We start from the raw sequence: 22285 nt of genomic DNA on the forward strand, positions 1-22285 counted from the left end.
GTGACGGGTCCGGCGGCGCCGTGCCACTATCAACGGGTCGGCGCTGCGGCCGACCGGGAATCCCGGCGAGGGAATCATCCGGTGAGGTCACGCGTTGTGACTGACGTAAGCGAATTCCATCGACCTAAGGATCCAATGACCTCCTCTTCTTCCTTTCCCCAGGACGCGCAGAAGGCGCAGAGCGCTACGGAGAACGTGACCGAAAGCCTCACCGAGGGCCTCCGGGCCGACGCCCTGATGGAAGAGGACGTCACCTGGAGCCACGACATCGACGGAGAGCGCGACGGTGAGCAGCTAGACCGCTCGGAGCGTGCGGCGCTCCGGCGGGTGGCGGGTCTCTCCACCGAGCTGGAGGACGTCACCGAGGTCGAGTACCGCCAGCTGCGCCTTGAGCGCGTGGTGCTGGTCGGCGTCTGGACCTCCGGCACCGTGCACGACGCGGAGATCTCTCTCGCGGAGCTCGCGGCGCTCGCCGAGACGGCGGGCGCCCAGGTGCTCGACGCCGTGTTCCAGAGGCGTGACAAGCCGGACCCGGCTACCTACATCGGCTCGGGCAAGGCGCTGGAGCTGCGCGACATCGTTCTGGAGACCGGGGCCGACACCGTCGTCTGCGACGGTGAGCTCAGCCCCGGCCAGCTGATCCACCTCGAAGACGTCGTCAAGGTCAAGGTGGTCGACCGCACCGCCCTGATCCTGGACATCTTCGCCCAGCACGCCAAGTCCCGTGAGGGCAAGGCGCAGGTGTCACTGGCACAGATGCAGTACATGCTGCCGCGTCTGCGCGGCTGGGGTCAGTCGCTCTCCCGGCAGATGGGCGGTGCCGGTTCCAGTGGCGGCGGCGGGATGGCCACGCGTGGTCCTGGTGAGACCAAGATCGAGACGGACCGGCGCCGTATCCGCGAGAAGATGGCGAAGATGCGCCGGGAGATCGCGGAGATGAAGACCGGCCGCGAGATCAAGCGTCAGGAGCGCAGGCGCAACAAGGTGCCCTCCGTCGCCATCGCCGGATACACCAACGCGGGCAAGTCCTCCCTGCTCAACCGGTTGACCGGTGCGGGCGTCCTCGTGGAGAACTCGCTGTTCGCCACCCTCGACCCGACCGTGCGCCGGGCCGAGACGCCGAGCGGCCGGATCTACACCCTGGCCGACACCGTGGGGTTCGTACGGCACCTGCCGCACCACCTCGTCGAGGCGTTCCGCTCCACCATGGAGGAGGTCGGCGAGTCCGACCTGATCCTGCACGTGGTGGACGGCTCCCACCCGGTGCCGGAGGAGCAGCTCGCCGCGGTCCGCGAGGTGATCCGCGAGGTGGGCGCGCTCGACGTCCCCGAGATCGTGGTGATCAACAAGGCGGACGCGGCCGACCCGGTCGTGCTCCAGCGGCTGCTGCGCATCGAGAAGCACGCGATCGCTGTGTCGGCACGTACCGGCGCCGGCATCGACGAGTTGCTCGCACTGATCGATGCGCAACTGCCGCACCCGTCCGTCGAGATCGAGGTGCTCGTGCCCTACACCCAGGGCGGCCTCGTCTCACGGGTGCACGCCGAGGGCGAGGTCCTCTCCGAGGAGCACACCCCGGAGGGCACGCTGCTCAAGGCACGGGTGCACGAGCAGCTGGCTTTCGACCTCTCGGCGTTCGTCCCCGTGACGGGCTGACGCCACCGGACGACCCGAAGGCCCGGCTCCCCTGTGAAGGGAGGCCGGGCTTTCGGCGTGCGGCCCCGGGAGGCGGCGTTCCGGACGAACGGTGCGGGTCACCCGTCACCGTCACCCGTCGCCCGTGCTCTACCGCCCGGCGAACTTCTCGCTCACCGAGTCGAAGACACCTTTCGCCTCGGCGCCGAGGCGCGGACCGGCCAGCCAGCCGGCCGTCACCGGGCCGATGGACGTGTTGGAGACCAGCGCGGGCTTGCCGTCCTGGCCCGCGGCGACCCAGCCGCCACCGGAGGACCCACCGGTCATCGTGCACCCGATGCGGTACATCGTCGGGTCCGCCTCGAAGACCGACAGACGGCCCGGTTCGTCCGTGCAGCGAAGTGCCTTCTGGCCGTCGAACGGCGGGGCGGCCGGGTAGCCGGTCGCCGTCATCTCGGCGATCTCGGAGACGGGCGGTGCGTCGAACTCGACCGGAAGCGCGGAACCGACCGTCTCCTCGAGCGACTTGCCGGTCGACCCCTTCTCCGGGGTCACGTGCAGGACCGCGAAGTCGTACGGGGCACCCTGGCCGCCCGTCGGGGCGCCCTGGGCGATCCACTGCTCGGAGGTCTGGGCCCACTGGCCCCACCACACGCCGTACGGAGCGATCTGCTCCTTGGTCGCGTTCTCCAGCTCGGCCACCGAAAGGCCGCTGTCGTTGTACGACGGGACGAAGGCGATGTTGCGGTACCAGCCGCCCTTCTTGCCCGCGTGCACGCAGTGCCCGGCGGTCCACACCATGTTGGACCTGCCCGGGTGCGCGGGGTCCTGCACGACCGTCGCGGAGCAGACCATCGAACCGGCCGGCCCGTCGAACAGGAGCTTGCCCGACTCCGGCGCGTCCTCGTGGTACGGCGTGGCCACGGGCGTGGCCGGCACCGGGGCCGGCGTCGGGTCCGTCACGCCGTCGTCGCCCGAGATGTCGTTGTCGACGGGCTTCTCGGGGGACTTGTCGGCATCCCGCATCCGGTCCGGGTCCCAGAGGTCCTCGATGATCGGATTGACGTAGTCCTTCGCCTCACGCAGCCATTTGTCCCTGTCCCAGTTCTTCCATTCGCCGTTCTTCCACTGGTCGAGGTCGATGCCGTGCTCCTTGAGCCGGTTCTTCAGATCGTCCGGAATCTTGATCTTGCTGTCGGAGGACTGACCGGTGGAGCTGCTCGGCGTGGCGCTCGCGTCGTCCCCGGTCGGCCCGCACGCGGTGGCGGTGAGCGCCAGGACGGTGGCGAGGGAGGCCGCGGCGAGCACAGGGGAGAGCCTGCGACGTGCGCTCCTCGCACGGTGTGCGGCATCGGTCGGGCGGATGGGTCGCATGTGGTGATCCCCCTGGGACTTCGTCATTCGATACTTCGGCAAGGCACTGCGGCCGGTGCCGGCACGCCGCGCGCACCGGAACGACCGGCCCGGCCCCGAGTGCGGGCCCCACTATGCCGGTGCCGAAGGGGACGGTCCCCGGCAGGGCCGCGGTTCCGCCTCCGCCAGGATCTTCGGACTTACCCGTGATCCCCCGCGACCGGCGTCGTTGGTACGTACGGGGGACACCCGGGTGGAGTTCACCGCCACGGCCCTTCCCGGGGGCAACGTACCGACGTGCAGCGCGCAACTGTGACAGCAGGAGGAGTAACAGCCGTGGCCGTGACCGAACCAGCTCCGGTGACCACGTCCCCCGCGCACGAGGGAATCCTGCGCCGTCAGGCACAGCGCGAATCGGCGGCCCGTACGTACGCGCGGTCCCTGCCGATCGTGCCCGTACGCGCCCGGGGGCTGACCATCGAGGGCGCGGACGGGCGGCGCTATCTCGACTGCCTTTCCGGCGCGGGCACCCTGGCCCTGGGCCACAACCATCCGGTGGTGCTGGAGGCGATCAGGAAGGTCATCGACTCCGGAGCTCCGCTGCACGTGCTCGATCTCGCCACCCCGGTCAAGGACGCGTTCACGACCGAACTCTTCGCCACCCTGCCGCGGGAGTTCGCGGACAACGCCCGGATCCAGTTCTGCGGACCCGCGGGAACGGACGCCGTCGAGGCGGCGTTCACCCTGGTCCGCGCCGCGACCGGCCGCACAGGACTCCTGGCCTTCACGGGCGCGTACCACGGGATGACGGCCGGGGCGCTGGCCGCGTCGGGTGGCGCCACGGACGTACAGGTGACCCGGCTGCCCTTCCCGCAGGAGTACCGCTGCCCCTTCGGTGTGGGCGGGGAGCGCGGGGCCGAGATCGCCGCCCACTGGTCGGAGCACCTGCTCGACGATCCCAAGGCGGGGGTGCCCGCTCCCGCCGGGATGATCGTGGAACCGGTCCAGGGCGAGGGCGGGGTGAACCCCGCGCCCGACAACTGGCTGCGGCGGATGCGCGAGATCACCGCGGAGCGCGGCATTGCGCTGATCGCCGACGAGGTGCAGACCGGGGTCGGCAGGACCGGTGCCTTCTGGGCGGTCGAGCACAGCGGCGTCGTGCCCGACGTGATGGTCCTCTCCAAGGCCATCGGAGGTTCCCTTCCCCTCGCGGTGATCGTGTACCGGTCCGAACTCGACCTCTGGCAGCCCGGCGCCCACGCCGGCACCTTCCGCGGCAACCAGCTGGCCATGGCCGCCGGCGCGGCCACCCTCAAGTACGTGCGCGAGAACCGGCTCGCCGAACGCGCCGCGGCACTCGGTGACCGGATGCTCGCCCGTCTCCAGGAGCTGCGGAGGGACCATCCCGGCATCGGAGACGTCCGGGGACGCGGTCTGATGATCGGGGTGGAACTGGTCGACCCCGAGGCCGCGCCCGCCGGCCGGTCCGACCGCCCCACCGCCCCGCCCCCCGACCCGGCCCTGGCCGCCCTCGTCCAGCAGGAATGCCTGAGCCGCGGCCTCATCGTCGAACTCGGCGGACGCCACTCCGCCGTCGTACGTCTGCTCCCTCCCCTGACTCTCACCGACGAACAGGCGACAGCGGTCGTCGACCGCCTCGCCGACGCGCTGTCAGCTGCGGAACGCTCGCCGCACCGGCGGACCACTGCCGGGCCGCACCACTGATCCCGGACACCCCGTAAGGAAGACCGCCGTGAACCCCACTCCCGCGCCCGAGGCCGACGACCCTCCCCCCGGCCCCCACCCCGGGCAGGACGGACCCAACAGCCCGGTGGCGGTCGAGGCGACGACCGTGCCGCGTCAGAAGACCCCGCCCCGCGGCGACCGGCGCATCCCCGCCGGCGCGTCCACCGGCGCCGCGCAGCAGGACCTCCTCGACCACCCGGACCCGCTCAGGGCCGCGGACGCGGCGGGCACCGAGAACCTCCTGCGCTGCTGGGCCCGGGAGAACGGCCTCCGCCGCCCGGACCGCGGCACGCTGCGCATCCCGCTCCCCGAGAGCGGCGCCGCCCTTCTCGTCCCGGTCCTCTACTGGTCCGCCACCGGCTGGCACCGCTTCGGTTCACCCCTCCTGGAGACCGCGCCCGATGCCGCCCCGCCCGTCGACGCGGTCACCCTAGCGGCTCTCCTGGGGCGTGAAGCCGACCGGAACGCGGGCTCCGACCTGGTGGCCAGGGTCGCCGACTCCGTACGGCACACAGCCGTGTTCATCGGGGAGCGGCGGCGCACACCGTCCGGGCCGGCCGGGGCCGACCTGTTTCTCTCCGCCGAGCAGTCACTTCTCCTCGGCCATCCCCTCCACCCCACCCCCAAGAGCCGTGAGGGCCTCTCCGAAGCCGAAGCCCGTCTCTACTCGCCCGAGTTGCACGGCTCCTTCCCCCTCCACTGGATGGCTGTCGACCGGTCGGTCCTCGCCACCGAGTCGGCCTGGACCCGGAGGGGCCGTCCGGTGCCGGCGGAGGAACTCGTCGCACCGCTCGCGGACGGGCTGCCCGTCCCCGACAAGACCACCGCCCTCCCGCTCCACCCCTGGCAGGCCGCCGAGCTGATGCGACGCCCGGAAGTCGGCGCGCTGTTCGAGGCCGGTCTGCTCCACGACCTCGGCGCCCACGGGAGGCACTGGCACCCCACGTCCTCCGTCCGCACCGTGTACCGGTCCGGTGCCGACCTCATGCTGAAGCTGTCCCTGGGTGTACGTATCACCAACTCCCGCCGGGAGAACCTCCGCAAGGAACTCCACCGGGGCGTGGAGGTCCACCGGTTGCTCCGCAGCGGCCTCGCCGCACAGTGGCACACCGTGCATCCCGGCTTCGACATCGTCCGGGATCCCGCCTGGCTGGCCGTGGACACCGCCGAAGGCACGCCTGTCCCCGGGCTCGACGTGATGCTCCGGCACAACCCGTTCGCTCCTGGGGACGACGCCGTCTGCATCGCCGGGCTCACGGCCCCGCGCCCGTGGCCGGACCGCACGGGAACACACTCGCGCCTGGCCGTCTGCGTCTCCCGGCTGGCCGTCCGCACCGGCCGTACCAGGGCCGCCGTCTCCGCCGAGTGGTTCCTGCGCTACCTCGACCGGGTCGTACGGCCCATCCTGTGGCTCGACGCCACGGCGGGGGTCGCCCTCGAAGCCCACCAGCAGAACACGCTGGTGCTGCTCGACCCCGATGGCTGGCCCATCGGCGGGCGCTACCGGGACAACCAGGGCTACTACTTCCGCGAGTCCCGCCGTGCCGCACTCGAACACCGGCTTCCGGGTATCGGCGCGCGCAGTGACACCTTCGTCCCGGACCCGGTCACCGACGAGCGCTTCGCCTACTACCTGGGCATCAACAACGTCCTCGGCCTCATCGGAGCGTTCGGCGCCCAGCGCCTCGCGGACGAACAGGTGCTCCTCGCCGCCCTCCGCCGCTTCCTCGACGGGGTCTCGGAACTCGGCTCACCGCTGCCCGGCTACCTGCTGGACACCCCGCACCTGCGATGCAAGGCCAATCTGCTGACCCGGCTGCACGGCCTCGACGAGCTGGTAGGTCCCGTCGACACCCAGTCCGTCTACGTCTCCATCGCCAACCCCCTCCGGCCGTGAAAGTCCCTCGAACCATGACCATCTGACCCCCGAGAGGAGAGCGTCACGTGCCTCCGGCCGACGCGCACACGGACACCGGAACCGACGCCGCCCCCCAGCTCGCCACAGGCGTCGAGGACACACTGGACCTGCGGTTCTCCGAGGAACTGCTCGCTCTGTTCCGCGAGGACCCGGCGGCGCCCGCCACCCGGCCGGCCGTCTCCTCCCTGCTCGGTGACCCAGGGGCCTGGCGCCCCGTCACCACCGCGGCCGGTGTCTTCCAGCTCGCACCCGTCCGCCTGGAACGCGACCTCCAGCTGATCAGCCGGTGGATGAACGACCCCGCGGTCGCCGCCTTCTGGGAACTCGCCGGGGCCGAAGCCGTCACCGCCGCGCACCTTCGACCACAGCTGGAGGGAGACGGGCGGAGCGTGCCCTGCCTCGGCGTGCTCGCAGGAGTGCCCATGAGCTACTGGGAGATCTACCGGGCGGATCTCGACCCGCTGGCCCGCCACTATCCGGCCAGGCCGCATGACACCGGTATCCACCTCCTGATCGGCGGCGTGACCGACCGCGGCCGAGGCGTGGGCACCGCACTGCTCCGCGCCGTCTCCGACCTCGTACTCGACCACCTTCCGCGGTGCGCACGGGTCGTGGCCGAACCGGACATGCGTAACACCCCTTCCGTCTCCGCCTTCCTGAGCGCCGGCTTCCGGTTCTCGGCGGAAGTCGAACTGCCCGACAAGCGAGCCGCTCTGATGGTGCGCGACCGAGCCCACCGCACCCAGCTGTGAACGACTCACCGACCTGCTCACCCCGCTCGAACCCCATCGGTTCCACCCGGAGGAGTCCCCGTGCCGAAATATCCCGCGAGCCATGACTCTGCGGAGCCCCACGCGCCGCACAGCACTCCGGAACTGAACCGGGCGGGCTGGGACCGGGCAGCGGCCCGGCTGCTCGCCAAGATGCTCGGAGAGTTCGCCTACGAGCAGATCATCGAGCCGACCGCGCTGGGAGGGGCGGACGGCACCTACTCGCTCCCTCTCGACGACGGAGCGACCCTGCGCTTCCGGGCCCGGCGTGGTGTCTACGGCAGCTGGCGCGTCGACTCCGGCTCGATCACCGAAACCGGCACGGACCACTGCGCGAGCGACCCGGGGCGAAGCGGTGGCGCCCTCGACGCGGCGCCCGGGCTGAACGGCGCTTCCTCCGGCGCTCCGAGGCCGTTCCGCGACCCCCTGCGATTTCTCGCCCGCGCCCACGGCCTGCTGGGTATCGACGGCGCCACGCTCGGCCACCTCATCCGCGAGCTCACCGCCACTCTCGCCGCCGACGCCGGACTCGACCACACCGCCGTCAGCGCGGCCCGACTGGCCGAGCTCGACTACGCGGAGCTCGAAGGCCACCAGACCGGCCATCCCTGGCTCGTCGCCAACAAGGGGCGCCTCGGCTTCTCCGCCGATGACACGGCCCGCTTCGCGCCGGAAGCCCGCCAAAGGGTCCGGCTGCCCTGGATCGCCGTCAGCACCCGCATCGCCGGCTACCGCGGGGTCCCCCGCCTCGCCGACCCCGAGCACCTCTACGCGCAGGAACTGGACCCGGCCGTCCGGGCCTCCTTCGACGCCACGCTGCGCGCCCGGGGCCTCGACCCCGGTACGTACCTCTTTCTTCCGGTCCATCCGTGGCAGTGGGACGAGTGGATCGCCCCGCACTTCGCCCCGGCGATCGCGGCCGGCGACGTCGTCGCGCTGCACGCCGACGACGATCTGCGGCTGCCGCAGCAGTCCATCCGGACCTTCACCAACGTGACCCGCCAGGACCGGCACACGGTCAAGCTGCCGCTCTCCATCCTCAACACCCTGGTCTGGCGCGGACTCCCCACCGAGCGCACGCTCGCAGCCCCGGCCGTCACCGCCTGGGTCCAGGGCCGGTGCGACACCGACCCGTTCCTCCGGGACGCCTGCGGTGTCATCCTGCTCGGCGAGGTCGCCTCCGTGGCCGTCGAGCACCCCCTCTACGACCGTCTTCCCCAGACGCCGTACCAGTACAAGGAGATACTCGGTGCGATCTGGCGGGAGCCCCTGCACCCGAGGCTCGCGCCCGGCGAGCGGGCCCGCACCCTGGCCTCGCTGCTGCACACCGACCCGCGTGGCCGCGCGTTCGTGGCGGAGCTGGTCACCAGGTCCGGGCTGACCCCCACCGCCTGGCTGACGCGCCTCTTCGTGGCCCTGCTCCCTCCGCTCCTGCACTTCCTCTACCGCTACGGCACGGTCTTCTCCCCGCACGGTGAGAACGCCATCGTCGTCTTCGACGGCCAGGACGTCCCCGTGCGCCTGGCGATCAAGGACTTCGTCGACGACGTGAACATCAGCGCCCAGCCGCTGCCCGAGCACGACGGCATGCCTGAGGCCGTGCGCCGCATCCTGCTCACGGAGGAGCCCTCCTTCCTCACCCAGTTCATCCACTCCGGACTGTTCGTCGGGGTCTTCCGCTATCTGTCCCCCCTCTGCGAGGAACAGCTGGGAGTGCCGGAGGACGAATTCTGGTCACTCGTACGGGCGGAGATCGTCCGGTATCACGCGCGGTTCCCCGAACTGAAGGACCGGTTCGAGATGTTCGACCTGCTGACCCCCCGCATCGAGCGCCTCTGTCTGAACCGCAACCGCCTGCATCTGGACGGCTACCGGGACCGGGCGCAACGCCCGCACGCCGCCGTGCACGGCACCGTCCCCAACCCGCTCCACCCCAGCCCCCGGGTCCGGGACTGACCGTTGATGTCAGTGCCGCGCCGTAGGCTGGTCGCGCTATGACGAAGCCATCCCTCACCGAACTCCTCCACGCCGCCGTCACCGCAGTCGGCGGTACGGAGCGGCCCGGCCAGGTCACCATGGCCGAGGCCGTTGCCGGGGCCGTGGACGACCACTCCCATCTGCTGGTCCAGGCCGGTACCGGCACGGGCAAGTCCCTCGGCTATCTGGTGCCCGCGCTGGCGCACGGGGAGCGCGTCGTGGTGGCCACGGCGACCCTCGCGCTCCAGCGCCAGCTCGTGGAGCGGGATCTCCCGCGTACGGTCGACGCCCTGCATCCGATACTGCGGCGCCGGCCCCAGTACGCCATGCTCAAGGGCCGGTCGAACTACCTCTGCCTCCACCGGCTCCACGAGGGGGTGCCGCAGGAGGAGGAGGACGGGCTCTTCGACCAGTTCGAGGCGGCAGCGCCGTCGAGCAAGCTGGGACAGGATCTGCTCCGCATGCGGGACTGGGCGGGCGAGACGGAGACCGGGGACCGGGACGACCTCACACCCGGCGTCTCGGACCGGGCGTGGGCACAGATCTCGGTCTCCTCCCGCGAGTGTCTCGGGGCCTCGAAGTGCGCGTACGGCGCCGAGTGTTTCGCCGAGATGGCCCGTGAGCGGGCCAAACTCGCCGATGTGGTCGTCACCAACCACGCCCTGCTCGCCATCGACGCCATCGAGGGCGCCCCGGTGCTCCCGCAGCACGAGGTGCTCATCGTCGACGAGGCCCACGAGCTGGTCTCCCGGGTGACGGGTGTGGCCACGGGGGAGCTCACGCCCGGCCAGGTGAACCGCGCGGTGCGCCGTGCGGCCAAACTGGTCAACGAGAAGGCGGCGGACGCGCTCCTCACGGCGTCCGAGGGTTTCGAGAGAGTCATGGAGCTGGCGCTGCCCGGCCGCTTGGAGGAGGTCCCCGAGGATCTCGGCTACGCGCTGATGGCGCTGCGGGACGCCGCTCGCACGGTGATCTCCGCGCTGGGTTCCACGCGGGACAAGTCCGTGCAGGACGAGGACGCGGTCCGTAAGCAGGCGATGGCGTCGGTCGAGACCATTCACGGGGTCGCCGAGCGCATCACCCAGGGTTCCGAGTACGACGTCGTCTGGTATGAGCGGCACGACCGTTTCGGCGCGTCCGTGCGGGTCGCGCCGCTCTCCGTCTCCGGCCTGCTCCGGGAGAAGCTCTTCGCGGATCGTTCGGTCGTCCTGACGTCGGCGACGCTGAAACTCGGCGGCGATTTCAACGGGGTGGGAGCCTCCCTGGGACTCGCCCCCGAAGGCACCGCGGGCGATGACATCCCGCAGTGGAAGGGCCTCGACGTGGGCTCGCCCTTCGACTATCCCAAGCAGGGGATTCTCTACGTGGCCCGCCATCTGGCGACGCCGGGACGCGAGGGCTCGCGGACCGACATGCTGGACGAGCTCGCCGAGCTGATCGAGGCGGCGGGCGGCCGGACCCTGGGGCTGTTCTCCTCCATGCGGGCGGCTCAGGCGGCTGCCGAGGAGCTGCGGGGCCGGCTCGGGAAGCCGATCCTCCTGCAGGGGGAGGAGACGCTCGGGGAGTTGATCAAGAACTTCGCCGCCGACCCGGAGACCTGCCTCTTCGGCACGCTCTCGCTCTGGCAGGGTGTCGACGTCCCGGGAGCGAGCTGCCAGCTCGTGATCATGGACCGGATCCCGTTCCCGCGCCCCGACGATCCGCTGATGAGCGCTCGGCAGAAGGCGGTCGAGGAGGCGGGCGGCAACGGGTTCATGGCCGTGGCGGCGACGCATGCCGCTCTGCTGATGGCCCAGGGCGCCGGACGGCTCGTGCGGGCCACGGGTGACAAGGGAGTGGTCGCCGTGCTCGACCCCCGGCTGGCCAACGCCCGGTACGGAAGCTATCTACGCGCCTCCCTGCCCGATTTCTGGTACACCACGGACCGAGGCCAGGTGCGGCGCTCACTCGCCGCCATCGACGCGTCGGCCAGGGCCGAGGGGCGGTAGCGGCACACAGCGGCCTCCGGGCCGGGCGGCGAGCGCTCCCGGTCCAGCGTCCCGCGCGTCCCGTAGCCGAGGGACCGGGGCATGGCCCGGCAGGCGGGGGCCGTGGCACGGGTCGGTGGGCGAGGGCCCCTAGGACAGGGCGGGGCCCCGGGATCGGCGCAGTGCATCCCGGGGCCCGCTCTGGCACATGGGGTCTCAGACCCGCCGCAGCACCGCCACCACCTTGCCGAGGATGGTGGCCTCGTCGCCGGGGATCGGCTGGTAGGCGGAGTTGTGCGGGAGGAGCCATACGTGGCCGTCCTCGCGCTTGAACCGCTTGACCGTGGCCTCGCCGTCGAGCATGGCCGCCACGATGTCCCCGTTCTCCGCGACCGGCTGGCGCCGGACCGTGACCCAGTCGCCGTCACAGATCGCGGCCTCGATCATCGAATCACCGACGACCTTGAGTACGAAGAGCTCTCCGTCACCCACGAGCTGGCGGGGGAGGGGGAAGACGTCCTCCACCGACTCCTCGGCGAGGATCGGGCCACCGGCGGCGATCCGGCCGACCAGCGGGACGTACGAGGCGGCGGGCTTGCCCGTGGTGTCGGTCTGCTGCGTACTGGGCTGATCCGAGCCCCGGACCTCGTACGCACGAGGGCGGTGGGGGTCGCGACGCAGGAATCCCTTGCGCTCCAGAGCCATCAGCTGATGCGCGACGGACGACGTGCTGGACAGTCCCACCGCCTGGCCGATCTCCCGCATCGAGGGCGGGTACCCTCGGCGCTGAACCGAATCGCGAATGACCTCGATCACCCGTCGCTGCCGGTCCGTGAGCCCGGAGCTGTCCGACCGGATTCCTGGTGGGCGGCCGGGCAACGAGCGCGCGGGACGCGCGGGCTCCTGCCCCTCCGTGTTCATGACTGAGTCATTCATTGCATGCACCGGCTCAAGTCGGCTCTGGGAGCGGTGGTCCTGGGCAGTGATGGCGGCACTGTCTGCGGTGGTGGTCACGTCGGCCCCTCTCGAATGTTCTCCCTAGTTGGACAACGGTAGTAGCTTTCGAAAGGTTGCGCCAAACACACGTTCGAGTGAAAAACAAATAAAGGCCCGCCAGTGGCTTATGGCGGGGTGTATGGGCGCCCTTTGGGCTGCGGCAATTCCGACCATTACGGTAACGTCCGCGCCTCCCCGCGTGCGTGCGGGGGCCCTTTCCGTGCGTCCGGCGCCGTCGTGCGAGGGGTGCCCCGCCCTCGGCGGAGCCACACGTTTCCCGTACCCTCATGCCTGGCTGGGCACCGCCGCCGCGGTTCCGGCAGGCGCGACACGCGCTGGGGCCGCAAGTGCGACGAAACCCTAGATCTAGTGGTTGGATTGCCTCAGTCGCCCAGAAGTTGTGGTCCCCGGTCGGTCGGGGAACGGCGATCGCCTATGCTTGAGCCTGCTTCGAAGGGTCCGTGACGGGCCTGGGGAGGCTATTCAGTCGTGCTGCGAAGGAGGGATGGAAACCATGCACTGCCCCTTCTGCAGGCACCCCGACAGCAGGGTCGTCGACAGCCGCACCACCGACGACGGCACGTCGATCCGACGCCGCCGCCAGTGCCCCGACTGCTCCCGCCGTTTCACCACGGTGGAGACCTGTTCGCTGATGGTGGTCAAGCGCAGCGGCGTGACGGAACCCTTCAGCCGTACCAAGGTCATCTCCGGTGTCCGTAAGGCGTGCCAAGGGCGGCCCGTCACCGAGGACGCGCTCGCCAAGCTCGGCCAGCGGGTCGAAGAGGCGGTGCGTGCCACCGGCAGCGCCGAGCTGACCACCCACGACGTGGGTCTGGCCATACTCGGGCCCCTGAAGGAACTCGACCTCGTCGCTTACCTGCGGTTCGCGTCCGTGTACCGGGCGTTCAACTCACTCGAGGACTTCGAGGCCGCCATCGCGGAACTCCGCGAGCAACGGCCTCCCACGGAAGGGCGCGGGAGCGGCGAGACCCCTGAGGTCCCCGCACCCGCCATCGCCGCCGACTGATCGGCACCGGCCGGCCGGCTGAGGTCTGCCGGCCGGAGGCGGAGCGGTACCAAGACCTGCTTCCGGCGCCGCGAGCGGCGTCCGGAGCATCAGACACACACTGTGCCCTGGGAAGAACTGGGCACTTCAGGGCGTTTTTGCCCACATATGGGAGGCGGCATGACAGAGACGGCGAGCGGCCCGGCACGAGGTTCCCGCACCAAGGGAACCAAGTCGACTGCGAATCGGCAGGGTCTGCGTATCGAGCGCATTCACACCACCCCCGGCGTGCATCCGTACGACGAGGTGGAGTGGGCGCGCCGGGACGTCGTCATGACCAATTGGCGCGACGGCTCGATCAACTTCGAGCAGCGTGGCGTCGAGTTCCCCGACTTCTGGTCGGTGAACGCGGTCAACATCGTCACCAGCAAGTACTTCCGGGGGGCCGTCGGCACCCCGCAGCGTGAGACCGGTCTGCGGCAGCTGATCGACCGGATCGTGAAGACGTACCGGAAGGCCGGTGAGGAGTACAACTACTTCTCCTCCCCCGCGGACGCCGAGATCTTCGAGCACGAGCTGGCCTACGCCCTCCTGCACCAGATCTTCAGCTTCAACTCCCCGGTCTGGTTCAACGTCGGGACGCCTCAGCCGCAGCAGGTCTCCGCCTGCTTCATCCTGGCCGTCGACGACTCCATGGAGTCGATCCTCGACTGGTACAAGGAAGAGGGCATGATCTTCAAGGGCGGCTCCGGTGCCGGCCTGAACCTCTCCCGTATCCGCTCCTCCAAGGAGCTGCTCTCCTCCGGCGGCAACGCCTCGGGCCCGGTCTCCTTCATGCGGGGTGCCGACGCCTCCGCGGGAACGATCAAGTCCGGTGGGGCCACCCGCCGCGCGGCCAAGATGGTCATTCTCGATGTCGACCACCCGGACATCGAGAACTTCATCGAGACCAAGGTCAAGGAGGAGGAGAAGATCCGCGCCCTGCGCGACGCGGGCTTCGACATGGACCTGGGCGGCGACGACATCACGTCCGTCCAGTACCAGAACGCCAACAACTCGGTCCGCGTGAACGACGAGTTCATGAAGGCCGTCGAGTCCGGCGGGAAGTTCGGGCTGCGGGCCCGGATGACCGGTGAGGTCATCGAGGAGGTCGAGGCGAAGTCCCTCTTCCGCAAGATGGCCGAAGCGGCGTGGGCCTGTGCCGACCCCGGCATCCAGTACGACGACACCATCAACCACTGGCACACCTGCCCGGAGTCCGGCCGGATCAACGGCTCGAACCCGTGCAGCGAGTACATGCACCTGGACAACACCTCGTGCAACCTGGCCTCGCTGAACCTGATGAAGTTCCTCAAGGACGACGGCGAGGGCCACCAGTCCTTCGAGTCCGAGCGCTTCTCCAAGGTCGTCGAGCTGGTCATCACCGCGATGGACATCTCGATCTGCTTCGCGGACTTCCCGACGCAGAAGATCGGCGAGAACACCCGCGCCTACCGGCAGCTGGGCATCGGTTACGCCAACCTGGGCGCCCTGCTGATGGCGACCGGCCACGCCTACGACAGTGACGGCGGCCGCGCGCTCGCCGGTGCCATCACGTCGCTGATGACCGGCACCTCGTACAAGCGTTCCGCCGAGCTCGCCGCGGTCGTCGGCCCGTACGACGGCTACGCCCGTAACGCGGAGCCGCACCAGCGCGTCATGAAGCAGCACTCCGACGCCAACGCCGTCGCCGTGCACGTGGACGACCTGGACTCGCCGATCTGGGCCGCCGCCACGGAGGCATGGCAGGACGTGATCCGGCTGGGCGCGAGGAACGGCTTCCGCAACGCCCAGGCGTCGGTCATCGCCCCCACCGGCACCATCGGTCTCGCGATGTCCTGCGACACCACCGGCCTCGAGCCCGACCTCGCCCTGGTCAAGTTCAAGAAGCTCGTCGGTGGCGGCTCCATGCAGATCGTCAACGGCACGGTCCCGCAGGCGCTCCGGCGCCTCGGCTACCAGCCGGAGCAGATCGAGGCGGTCGTCGCCCACATCGCCGAGCACGGCAACGTGATCGGTGCCCCGGGCCTGAAGACCGAGCACTACGAGGTCTTCGACTGCGCGATGGGCGAGCGGTCCATCTCCGCGATGGGTCACGTCCGGATGATGGCGGCCATCCAGCCGTGGATCTCCGGCGCGCTCTCCAAGACGGTGAACCTGCCGGAGACGGCCACCGTCGAGGACGTCGAAGAGGTCTACTTCGAGGCGTGGAAGATGGGCGTCAAGGCGCTCGCGATCTACCGCGACAACTGCAAGGTCGGCCAGCCCCTCTCCACGAAGAAGTGGGAGGCGAAGAAGACCGAGATCATCGCGGAGACCGAGGGCACCATCCGTACCGCGGTGGAGAAGGTCGTCGAGTACCGCCCGGTCCGCAAGCGCCTGCCCAAGGGCCGTCCCGGCATCACCACCTCGTTCACGGTCGGTGGCGCCGAGGGTTACATGACCGCCAACTCCTACCCGGACGACGGTCTGGGTGAGGTCTTCCTGAAGATGTCCAAGCAGGGTTCGACCCTCGCGGGCATGATGGACGCCTTCTCGATCGCGGTCTCGGTCGGTCTCCAGTACGGCGTGCCGCTGGAGACGTACGTCTCCAAGTTCACCAACATGCGCTTCGAGCCGGCCGGTATGACGGACGACCCGGACGTGCGGATGGCGCAGTCGATCGTCGACTACATCTTCCGCCGCCTGGCGCTGGACTTCCTGCCGTTCGAGACGCGGTCCGCGCTCGGAATCCACTCGGCCGAGGAGCGTGAGCGTCACCTCGACACCGGTTCGTACGAGCCGGCGTTCGAGGACGAGGACGTGGAGACGGAGAGCCTCGCCCAGTCCGCTCCGCTCCAGGCGGAGCCCCTGAAGGCGGTCGCCGCTCACCAGGTGGCCGAGAAGCCGGCTCCGATGACGGCGCACACCTCGGCCGAGCTGGTCGAGATGCAGCTCGGCATCAGCGCGGACGCGCCGCTCTGCTTCTCCTGCGGGACGAAGATGCAGCGCGCCGGTTCCTGCTACATCTGCGAGGGCTGCGGCTCGACCAGCGGTTGCAGCTGATCCGTTGAGCCCGGTACGGGCGTAGAACGCCTGCTCGGGGCGGTGGGGCCGATCATTCGGCGCCACCGCCCGAGCAGCTGTGCGGCCGGGGCTCGGCGTCCGCCCGGTGCGCCCGCCGCGCGCGGGAACCCGGTCGCCGGCCCTTCAGGAACCTGAGGTACGGCTTCCCATGACCGCCGCGAACTCGTCGGGATCGCCGTCGAACCCGCGCACCTCCGGGTGGAAGGACCAGGAACCCGAGCTGTCCCGGGTGAACTCCGCGACGACGGCCGCTGTGGCGGCCGAGACCTCCGAGAAGTCGCTCTCCGAGAGGTTGGTGTACCCCTCGCGGATCTGTACGCCGGTGCGCAGTATCTCGCCGAAGGTCTTGCGGCCGTCCCGCTGCTGGATGGCGATTCCCACGATCACACGGGTGTACGTCTCGGCCAGCCGGTCCAGTTCGATCGTCATGATCTCGTCGTATCCGAGCCCCTGCCCGGTCCTGCTGTCCCGGTTGAGCGTGATCGTGCCGTCCGGCGAGCGGCTGTCGAAGTGCACCAGATAGGCCGGGCGGCCGTACGGATCGTCCGCGGTGTACGGGGCGGCGATGATGTCCAGGTCATGCGCGGGCTCGCCCGCGTCGCTGGGGTCCCATTTGAGCCTCACTTCAACCTTGTCGATGTCCTTATTGGGAGTGCTCATCGAACTTCCCCTCTCGCGCCGGGCCGGCGGACCGCTCTCACTGCCCGATCATGGCCGTAACTGTCCGTGAATCCAACCGCCTTGGCGCAGGGCGGCGCAAACGGGCCATGGTCGTGACCGGGTCGCTCCCCGTGGGAGACGGCGCGGGGGCCGCTGGCCGGTCTCTTCCCGGAGCGGCCCCCATATTCGCTTCGGGCGGAGTCCGCCGTAGCGTGACCGGTGCCACGGCGGGCGCCGTACGATGGCGCGGTGCTGGTCAAGTGGATTCGCTGCACCGTGGTGGACCGTCATGGGTTCGAGCGGGGACAGCGGAAGTGGGCGGGGCTGCTGGGTGAGCCGGGATTCAGGGGGCAGAGCGGAGGGTGGAGCCGGGGGCGGCCCGACGTGGCTCATGTCTTCGCGTTCTGGGAGAGCCGCGTCTTCTACGACTCCTTCATGGCAAGCGGCCACGACCGGCTGGCCACGGCGCAGTCCGGTATGTACCGGGGTATGCAGGTGAAGCTCTTCGAGTACCGGTTCGACGTGAAGACCGGTTTCGAGCCCCACTTCACGGACGCGGACGTCGTCAGGGTGGCGCACAGCCGGGTCCACGAGGACCGTGTGGACCATTTCGCGCTCATGCAGAAGCAGGTGTGGAATCCGGCGATGGCCGGGTCCCCGGGGATGCTGCGCGGGATGTTCGGGGAGGCGCCGGGGCATGAGTTCCTGGTGCTGTCGATGTGGCAGTCGAGCGCGGAGCGCGGCAAGTACCGCCCGCAGGGCGTGGAACGGCTGACGGACAGGGCGCAGACCGAGACGGACGTCGCGGAGCTGACCGGAGACGTCGTGGAGCTTCAGCCTTTGTGGACGGTGTGACCGGCTGCCCTCGATTACTGAGGCCGCCCGCAGGTCATGGTGGACGCGGGCCGTGAAGAGTCCGGTGGCCGGTGCATCGCGAGGCGGAGGTACGTCCCCGTACCGGATGTGGTCGGGCGTTCCGGTAACGCGGCGAGGTGCCGCAGCTGTCGTCCTACGCCCGCCATGGATCGCGGGACACCCCTTAGGGTCGTTACATGGCACGACCGCAGCGCATTGTTCTCGTCCGGCACGGTGAGTCCGAGGGCAATGCCGACGACACGGTGTACGAACGTGAGCCCGACCACGCACTCAGGCTCACGGCGAACGGCTTGCGGCAGGCGAGGGAGACGGGGGTCCGGCTGCGCGAGCTGTTCGATGGGCAGCGCGTCAGCGTGTACGTCTCTCCCTACCGCCGGACCCACGAGACGTTCCGCTCCTTCGGCCTCGACCCGGAGAAGGTGAGAGTGCGGGAGGAGCCCAGACTGCGCGAGCAGGACTGGGGGAACTGGCAGGACCGGGACGACGTACGGCTGCAGAAGGCGTACCGCGACGCGTACGGTCACTTCTTCTACCGCTTCGCCCAGGGCGAGTCCGGAGCCGACGTGTACGACCGGGTCGGGGCCTTCCTGGAGAGTCTGTACCGCAGCTTCGAGGACCCCGGCCACCCGGAGAACGTCCTGCTGGTCACCCACGGGCTGACGATGCGCTTGTTCTGCATGCGCTGGTTCCACTGGTCGGTGGCGGAGTTCGAGTCGCTCTCCAATCCCGGCAACGCCGAGACACGGTCACTGGTCCTGGGCGAGGACGGCCGCTACGCGCTTGACCAGCCATTCGTGCGCTGGCGCACCCCCGAGTCGTACGGCATCACCGGATAGAGTGGCAGAGCGATGACCGCTGACTCTGCTTCCGACCGGCGCTTCGAACGCGCCCTGGCCAGCCTGCGTGGGCTGTCCGTGGGAGACGCCCTGGGCTCCCAGTTCTTCGTCCCCGTCAACTATCCGCTGCTCAAACGGCGCGCTCTGCCGCCCGGTCCCTGGCAGTGGACGGACGACACCGAGATGGCTTCCTCCGTACTCGCCGTGCTCGCCTCGCACGGCCGTATCGACCAGGACGCTCTGGCCCACTCCTTCGCCAGGCACCATGATTTCGACCGGGGCTACGGACCCGCGGTGAACCGGCTGCTCAGACTGGTCCGGGAGGGTGGCGACTGGCGCGAACTGGCGTCCGCCCTCTTCAACGGCCAGGGTTCCTGGGGCAACGGTTCGGCCATGCGTATCGCACCGCTCGGTGCCTGGTACGCGGACGATCCGGAGCAGGCGACCCACCAGGCCGAGATCTCCTCGTACACGACGCACCAGCACCGTGAGGCGGTCGTCGGCGCGATGGCGGTCGCCGCCGCCGCCTCGCTGGCCGCGGCCCCCGGAGGCCCGCCGTCACCCGGCGACCTTCTCGACGGCGTCATCGCGCTCGTACCGCGCAGTGCGGTCGGCGCGGGGCTGCGCCGGGCACGCGACATGCTCGACTACCGGGACGCGGGCACGGTGGCGGCCGTCCTGGGCAACGGGCGCCGTACGAGCGCGCACGACACCGTGCCGTTCGCCCTCTGGTCGGCGGCGCGGAGCCTCGGCGACTTCGAGCAGGCGTTCTGGGTTACGGCTCAGGCAGGCGGTGACGTCGACACGACCTGCGCCATCGTCGGTGGGGTCGTCTCGGCCTCCCCGGCGGGGGCGCCACCCACCGACTGGCTGACCCGGACGGAAGAGCCGCCGCCCTGGCTCGCTCTGACGCGCGGCTGACACCTCACAACCCGTACTGAGCACCTTCCGTCCCGGTCGGCCGCAGGACCGGAAGCGCACCACGGCCACTGACGCGCGCAGGCGGCGCGGCGCTGCCGTGCGATCGGATGGGGCGATCCTGGACGGGGCGGGCGTCCCTTCGATCACGTGTGCCCCGGGGTGTTCTATCCGTAGCCCTCGGCGTACGCTTGCTGGCGCCATGCCGTACGAACCACCCACGCACACCGTCGAGCGCTCGCTGCGCGCTACCACCGGTGCCAGGACCGTCGCCGGTGTCGACGAGGTCGGACGCGGAGCGTGGGCCGGCCCCGTCACCGTCTGCGCCGCTGTCACCGGGCTTCGCCGACCCCCGGAAGGTCTCACGGACTCGAAGCTGATCAGCCCCAAGCGCCGCGCCCAGCTGGCTCCGCTGTTGAAGACCTGGGTCACGGCCTTCGGGCTGGGACACGCCTCGCCGCAGGAGATCGACGACCTGGGCATGACAGCGGCGCTCCGGCTGGCGGCGGTGAGGGCCCTCGACGGTCTGCCCCTGCGGCCGGACGCCGTGATCCTGGACGGCAAGCACGACTACCTGGGAGACCCCTGGCAGGTTCGTACCGTGATCAAGGGGGACCAGTCCTGTATCGCTGTCGCGGCCGCCTCGGTGATCGCCAAGGTCCACCGGGACACGATGATGGCCGAACTGGGCGCGGCGTCAGGGGAGTACCGGGACTTCGCCTTCGGCGCCAACGCGGGGTACCCGTCGCCGGTGCACAGGGCCGCACTGGAGGAGCGGGGGCCCACGCCCCATCACCGTCTCTCCTGGTCCTACCTGGACGCGCTGCCCAGGTGGCAGCACCTGAAGAAGGTTCGATTCCCCGCCGGGGCGGCCGCACCGGAAAGCGGGGGCCAGCTCGGCTTCGACTTCTGATCACGTACGCACCCCAACCGTCGGCGCCCGAAGCGTCTGCGCTCGTAAGACACCCATCCATGCCTCTCTTCCCCGAGGAGCCTCAGATTCACGAGAGTGCCCAGGGTCCCCGCGTCGCTCCGGCCGCCGGCCGCACCGCGCCGACCCCCCGTCCCGTACCCGGCCCGCGTTCCGCGGCCACACCGCGTCCCGGGCGACCGGGCCCCGGTCCCGTGCGGCCCGCGCCCCCGGCGCAGCGCCCGCAGCCCACACCCGCTCCCGCCGCCCCGGCCCCTGGTCCGGCTCAGGCGGCGAATCGCCCCGCGCCGCAGCTCCAACTGATCACGGCTTCGGCCGCGGGCGCGCTCGACGCTGCCGACGAGGCGGTCGACGTACTGCTCGACTCGGGGCGCGCGCCGGGAGACATCCTGGTCCTGACCACCGGAGAGGCGCACCCCTGGACGGCGCACGAGATCTCCTTCGGAGAGGCGGCCTACTGGGCGCAGCACGACGCCGGTGACGACGTCTTCTTCGCCCACCTGGCGGCGGCGGGCCGTGCCAGGTCCCGCCCGGTGGTCGTGGTCGCGGTCAACGGTGACGTAGACGACGCCACCGCTCGTGCCCTTCCCGCGGCGCGCGAGCGCGCCGACACGCTGCTGATCGTGTGCGGGGACCCGCAGAAGATCAGCAGCGTGCTGGGCGCCGGGGTCTGAGCCGTACGCCACGGGGTTCCGGCTGCTCGAAAGGGTGGCCGGGACCCCGCGCGTCTCAGCGGGCGGCGGTCCGCCGCTGGGCGTCCACAGCGCCGCCGCCTGTGCTCTGCGGGGCCGGATCAAGATCCGCGCATGCCTCGGAGAGTGTCGAGGCGGGCGATATGGAGCTGGGCCGGCGCCCGCCCCGCCCCTCGCCGAGCACCTGCCAGCCTCCCCGGGTCAGCGTGATGTACGCGCCGCACCGCAGGCCGTGGAGCGTGCAGGCGTCCCGCAGCCCCCACATCCACGCCCCGTCCTCCTCGGTCCAGCGCTCGTCGCCCTCGCGGCAGTAGAGCAGCACCGCGGTACGGACGGGGGTACGGCGGCGCAGGTCGTGCGGGACGACCCGGCGCAGATGGGCCAGCACGGCGTTGCGGAACTCCCATCCGTCCGCCGCGACGCTCGTCCGCCGGGCGAAGGAGGCGCTCGCCGTGAGCCGTTCCTCGTGGTCGAGAACGGCTACGACGGCCGTCGCCGGAACAGGCCGGTGACGTGCGTGCAGGCCGCTGACGACCTCGCGCGGGTTCCGCAGCAGGGGAATGCCCGCCGTTGCCCATTCGGCTGGTTCGAGAGTTCTGACAGAACTGTTGACAGAGCCTGCGGACGCCGAGGACGTTGGCATCGAAGAGGCTGGGGACGGAGCGAATCCGAAGGTCACGGTCCTCCCTTCGCTACGCGCCCACAGTGCGGGCAGGGTCGAGTGAGGGCGCACCGCAGCACTGCCCTTCCGGGCCGCGAAAAGACTGTGCGGGGAGCGGACCCAATTCTCCCTGGCGTACCGGCAGGCGGCAACGAGCAATTGGCTCGGCTGACGGGAATCAGCCGGAATGACACTGATATCCCTGCCCCGAAGGTGCTCCTGCGACTCCACCTGTCAG

Annotated in this window: 17 protein-coding genes; 13 read left to right on the forward strand and 4 right to left on the reverse strand. The window is 70.3% G+C overall.

Features of this window, described 5'->3' with window-relative positions:
• Positions 1-135 precede the first annotated feature (135 nt).
• The gene (gene hflX / locus Sfulv_RS21895; RefSeq protein WP_173316249.1) at positions 136-1656 is read left to right on the forward strand and encodes a GTPase HflX; all 1521 of its coding nucleotides are present in this window, start codon (positions 136-138) and stop codon (positions 1654-1656) included.
• 129 nt (positions 1657-1785) lie between these two features.
• Here the strand turns inward: hflX and Sfulv_RS21900 are convergent, their stop codons facing one another.
• Positions 1786-3009: a trypsin-like serine peptidase gene (locus Sfulv_RS21900; protein WP_173316250.1), complete on the reverse strand. Its 1224-nt coding sequence runs from the start codon at positions 3007-3009 to the stop codon at positions 1786-1788.
• Between the two features lie 315 nt (positions 3010-3324).
• On the opposite strand from Sfulv_RS21900, the gene Sfulv_RS21905 reads away from it, so the two are divergent.
• From Sfulv_RS21905 to Sfulv_RS21925, 5 genes are read left to right on the forward strand one after another with little or no spacing between them, the layout of a single operon-like run.
• Entirely contained in the window at positions 3325-4713 is a 1389-nt protein-coding gene (locus Sfulv_RS21905; protein WP_173316251.1) for a diaminobutyrate--2-oxoglutarate transaminase family protein, read from the forward strand.
• A gap of 28 nt (positions 4714-4741) precedes the next feature.
• Entirely contained in the window at positions 4742-6631 is a 1890-nt protein-coding gene (locus tag Sfulv_RS21910; protein ID WP_173316252.1) for an IucA/IucC family protein, read from the forward strand.
• Between the two features lie 47 nt (positions 6632-6678).
• On the forward strand, positions 6679-7404 hold the full coding sequence (locus Sfulv_RS21915; protein WP_173316253.1) for a GNAT family N-acetyltransferase: 726 nt from the start codon (positions 6679-6681) through the stop codon (positions 7402-7404).
• Between the two features lie 60 nt (positions 7405-7464).
• Positions 7465-9378 (forward strand): IucA/IucC family protein, encoded by a 1914-nt coding sequence (locus Sfulv_RS21920; RefSeq protein ID WP_173316254.1) that lies wholly within the window; start codon positions 7465-7467, stop codon positions 9376-9378.
• A gap of 38 nt (positions 9379-9416) precedes the next feature.
• Positions 9417-11387, forward strand: a complete 1971-nt coding sequence (locus Sfulv_RS21925; RefSeq protein WP_173316255.1) for an ATP-dependent DNA helicase — start codon at positions 9417-9419, stop codon at positions 11385-11387.
• Positions 11388-11582: 195 nt separating this feature from the next.
• Here the strand turns inward: Sfulv_RS21925 and lexA are convergent, their stop codons facing one another.
• A complete protein-coding gene (gene lexA, locus Sfulv_RS21930) occupies positions 11583-12380 on the reverse strand; it encodes a transcriptional repressor LexA (RefSeq protein ID WP_173316256.1) in 798 nt (265 codons plus the stop codon).
• 496 nt (positions 12381-12876) lie between these two features.
• Here lexA and nrdR point away from each other — a divergent pair, with 496 nt between their 5' ends.
• Complete coding sequence (gene nrdR, locus Sfulv_RS21935; protein ID WP_173316257.1) at positions 12877-13389, forward strand: transcriptional regulator NrdR; 513 nt, start codon at positions 12877-12879, stop codon at positions 13387-13389.
• Between the two features lie 159 nt (positions 13390-13548).
• Positions 13549-16452 carry a vitamin B12-dependent ribonucleotide reductase gene (locus Sfulv_RS21940; RefSeq protein WP_173316258.1) on the forward strand — a complete coding sequence of 968 codons (2904 nt, stop codon included), beginning with the start codon at positions 13549-13551 and terminating at the stop codon, positions 16450-16452.
• A gap of 144 nt (positions 16453-16596) precedes the next feature.
• Here Sfulv_RS21940 and Sfulv_RS21945 read toward each other — a convergent pair whose 3' ends face one another.
• Positions 16597-17133 (reverse strand): TerD family protein, encoded by a 537-nt coding sequence (locus Sfulv_RS21945; RefSeq protein WP_173316259.1) that lies wholly within the window; start codon positions 17131-17133, stop codon positions 16597-16599.
• 249 nt (positions 17134-17382) lie between these two features.
• Here Sfulv_RS21945 and Sfulv_RS21950 point away from each other — a divergent pair, with 249 nt between their 5' ends.
• From Sfulv_RS21950 to Sfulv_RS21970, 5 genes are all read left to right on the forward strand, one after another.
• A complete protein-coding gene (locus Sfulv_RS21950; RefSeq protein WP_173316260.1) occupies positions 17383-17988 on the forward strand; it encodes a YdbC family protein in 606 nt (201 codons plus the stop codon).
• 197 nt (positions 17989-18185) lie between these two features.
• On the forward strand, positions 18186-18845 hold the full coding sequence (locus tag Sfulv_RS21955) for a histidine phosphatase family protein (RefSeq protein ID WP_173316261.1): 660 nt from the start codon (positions 18186-18188) through the stop codon (positions 18843-18845).
• Positions 18846-18857: 12 nt separating this feature from the next.
• Entirely contained in the window at positions 18858-19766 is a 909-nt protein-coding gene (locus tag Sfulv_RS21960; RefSeq protein ID WP_173316262.1) for an ADP-ribosylglycohydrolase family protein, read from the forward strand.
• 199 nt (positions 19767-19965) lie between these two features.
• Positions 19966-20676 carry a ribonuclease HII gene (gene rnhB / locus Sfulv_RS21965; protein WP_173316263.1) on the forward strand — a complete coding sequence of 237 codons (711 nt, stop codon included), beginning with the start codon at positions 19966-19968 and terminating at the stop codon, positions 20674-20676.
• A gap of 59 nt (positions 20677-20735) precedes the next feature.
• Positions 20736-21368, forward strand: a complete 633-nt coding sequence (locus Sfulv_RS21970) for a hypothetical protein (RefSeq protein ID WP_173316264.1) — start codon at positions 20736-20738, stop codon at positions 21366-21368.
• Between the two features lie 55 nt (positions 21369-21423).
• On the opposite strand, the gene Sfulv_RS21975 is transcribed toward Sfulv_RS21970, so the two are convergent.
• Entirely contained in the window at positions 21424-22065 is a 642-nt protein-coding gene (locus Sfulv_RS21975) for a hypothetical protein (protein WP_173316265.1), read from the reverse strand.
• Positions 22066-22285: the final 220 nt, after the last annotated feature.

Source organism: Streptomyces fulvorobeus (assembly GCF_013167895.1).
Taxonomy (GTDB): domain Bacteria; phylum Actinomycetota; class Actinomycetes; order Streptomycetales; family Streptomycetaceae; genus Streptomyces; species Streptomyces fulvorobeus.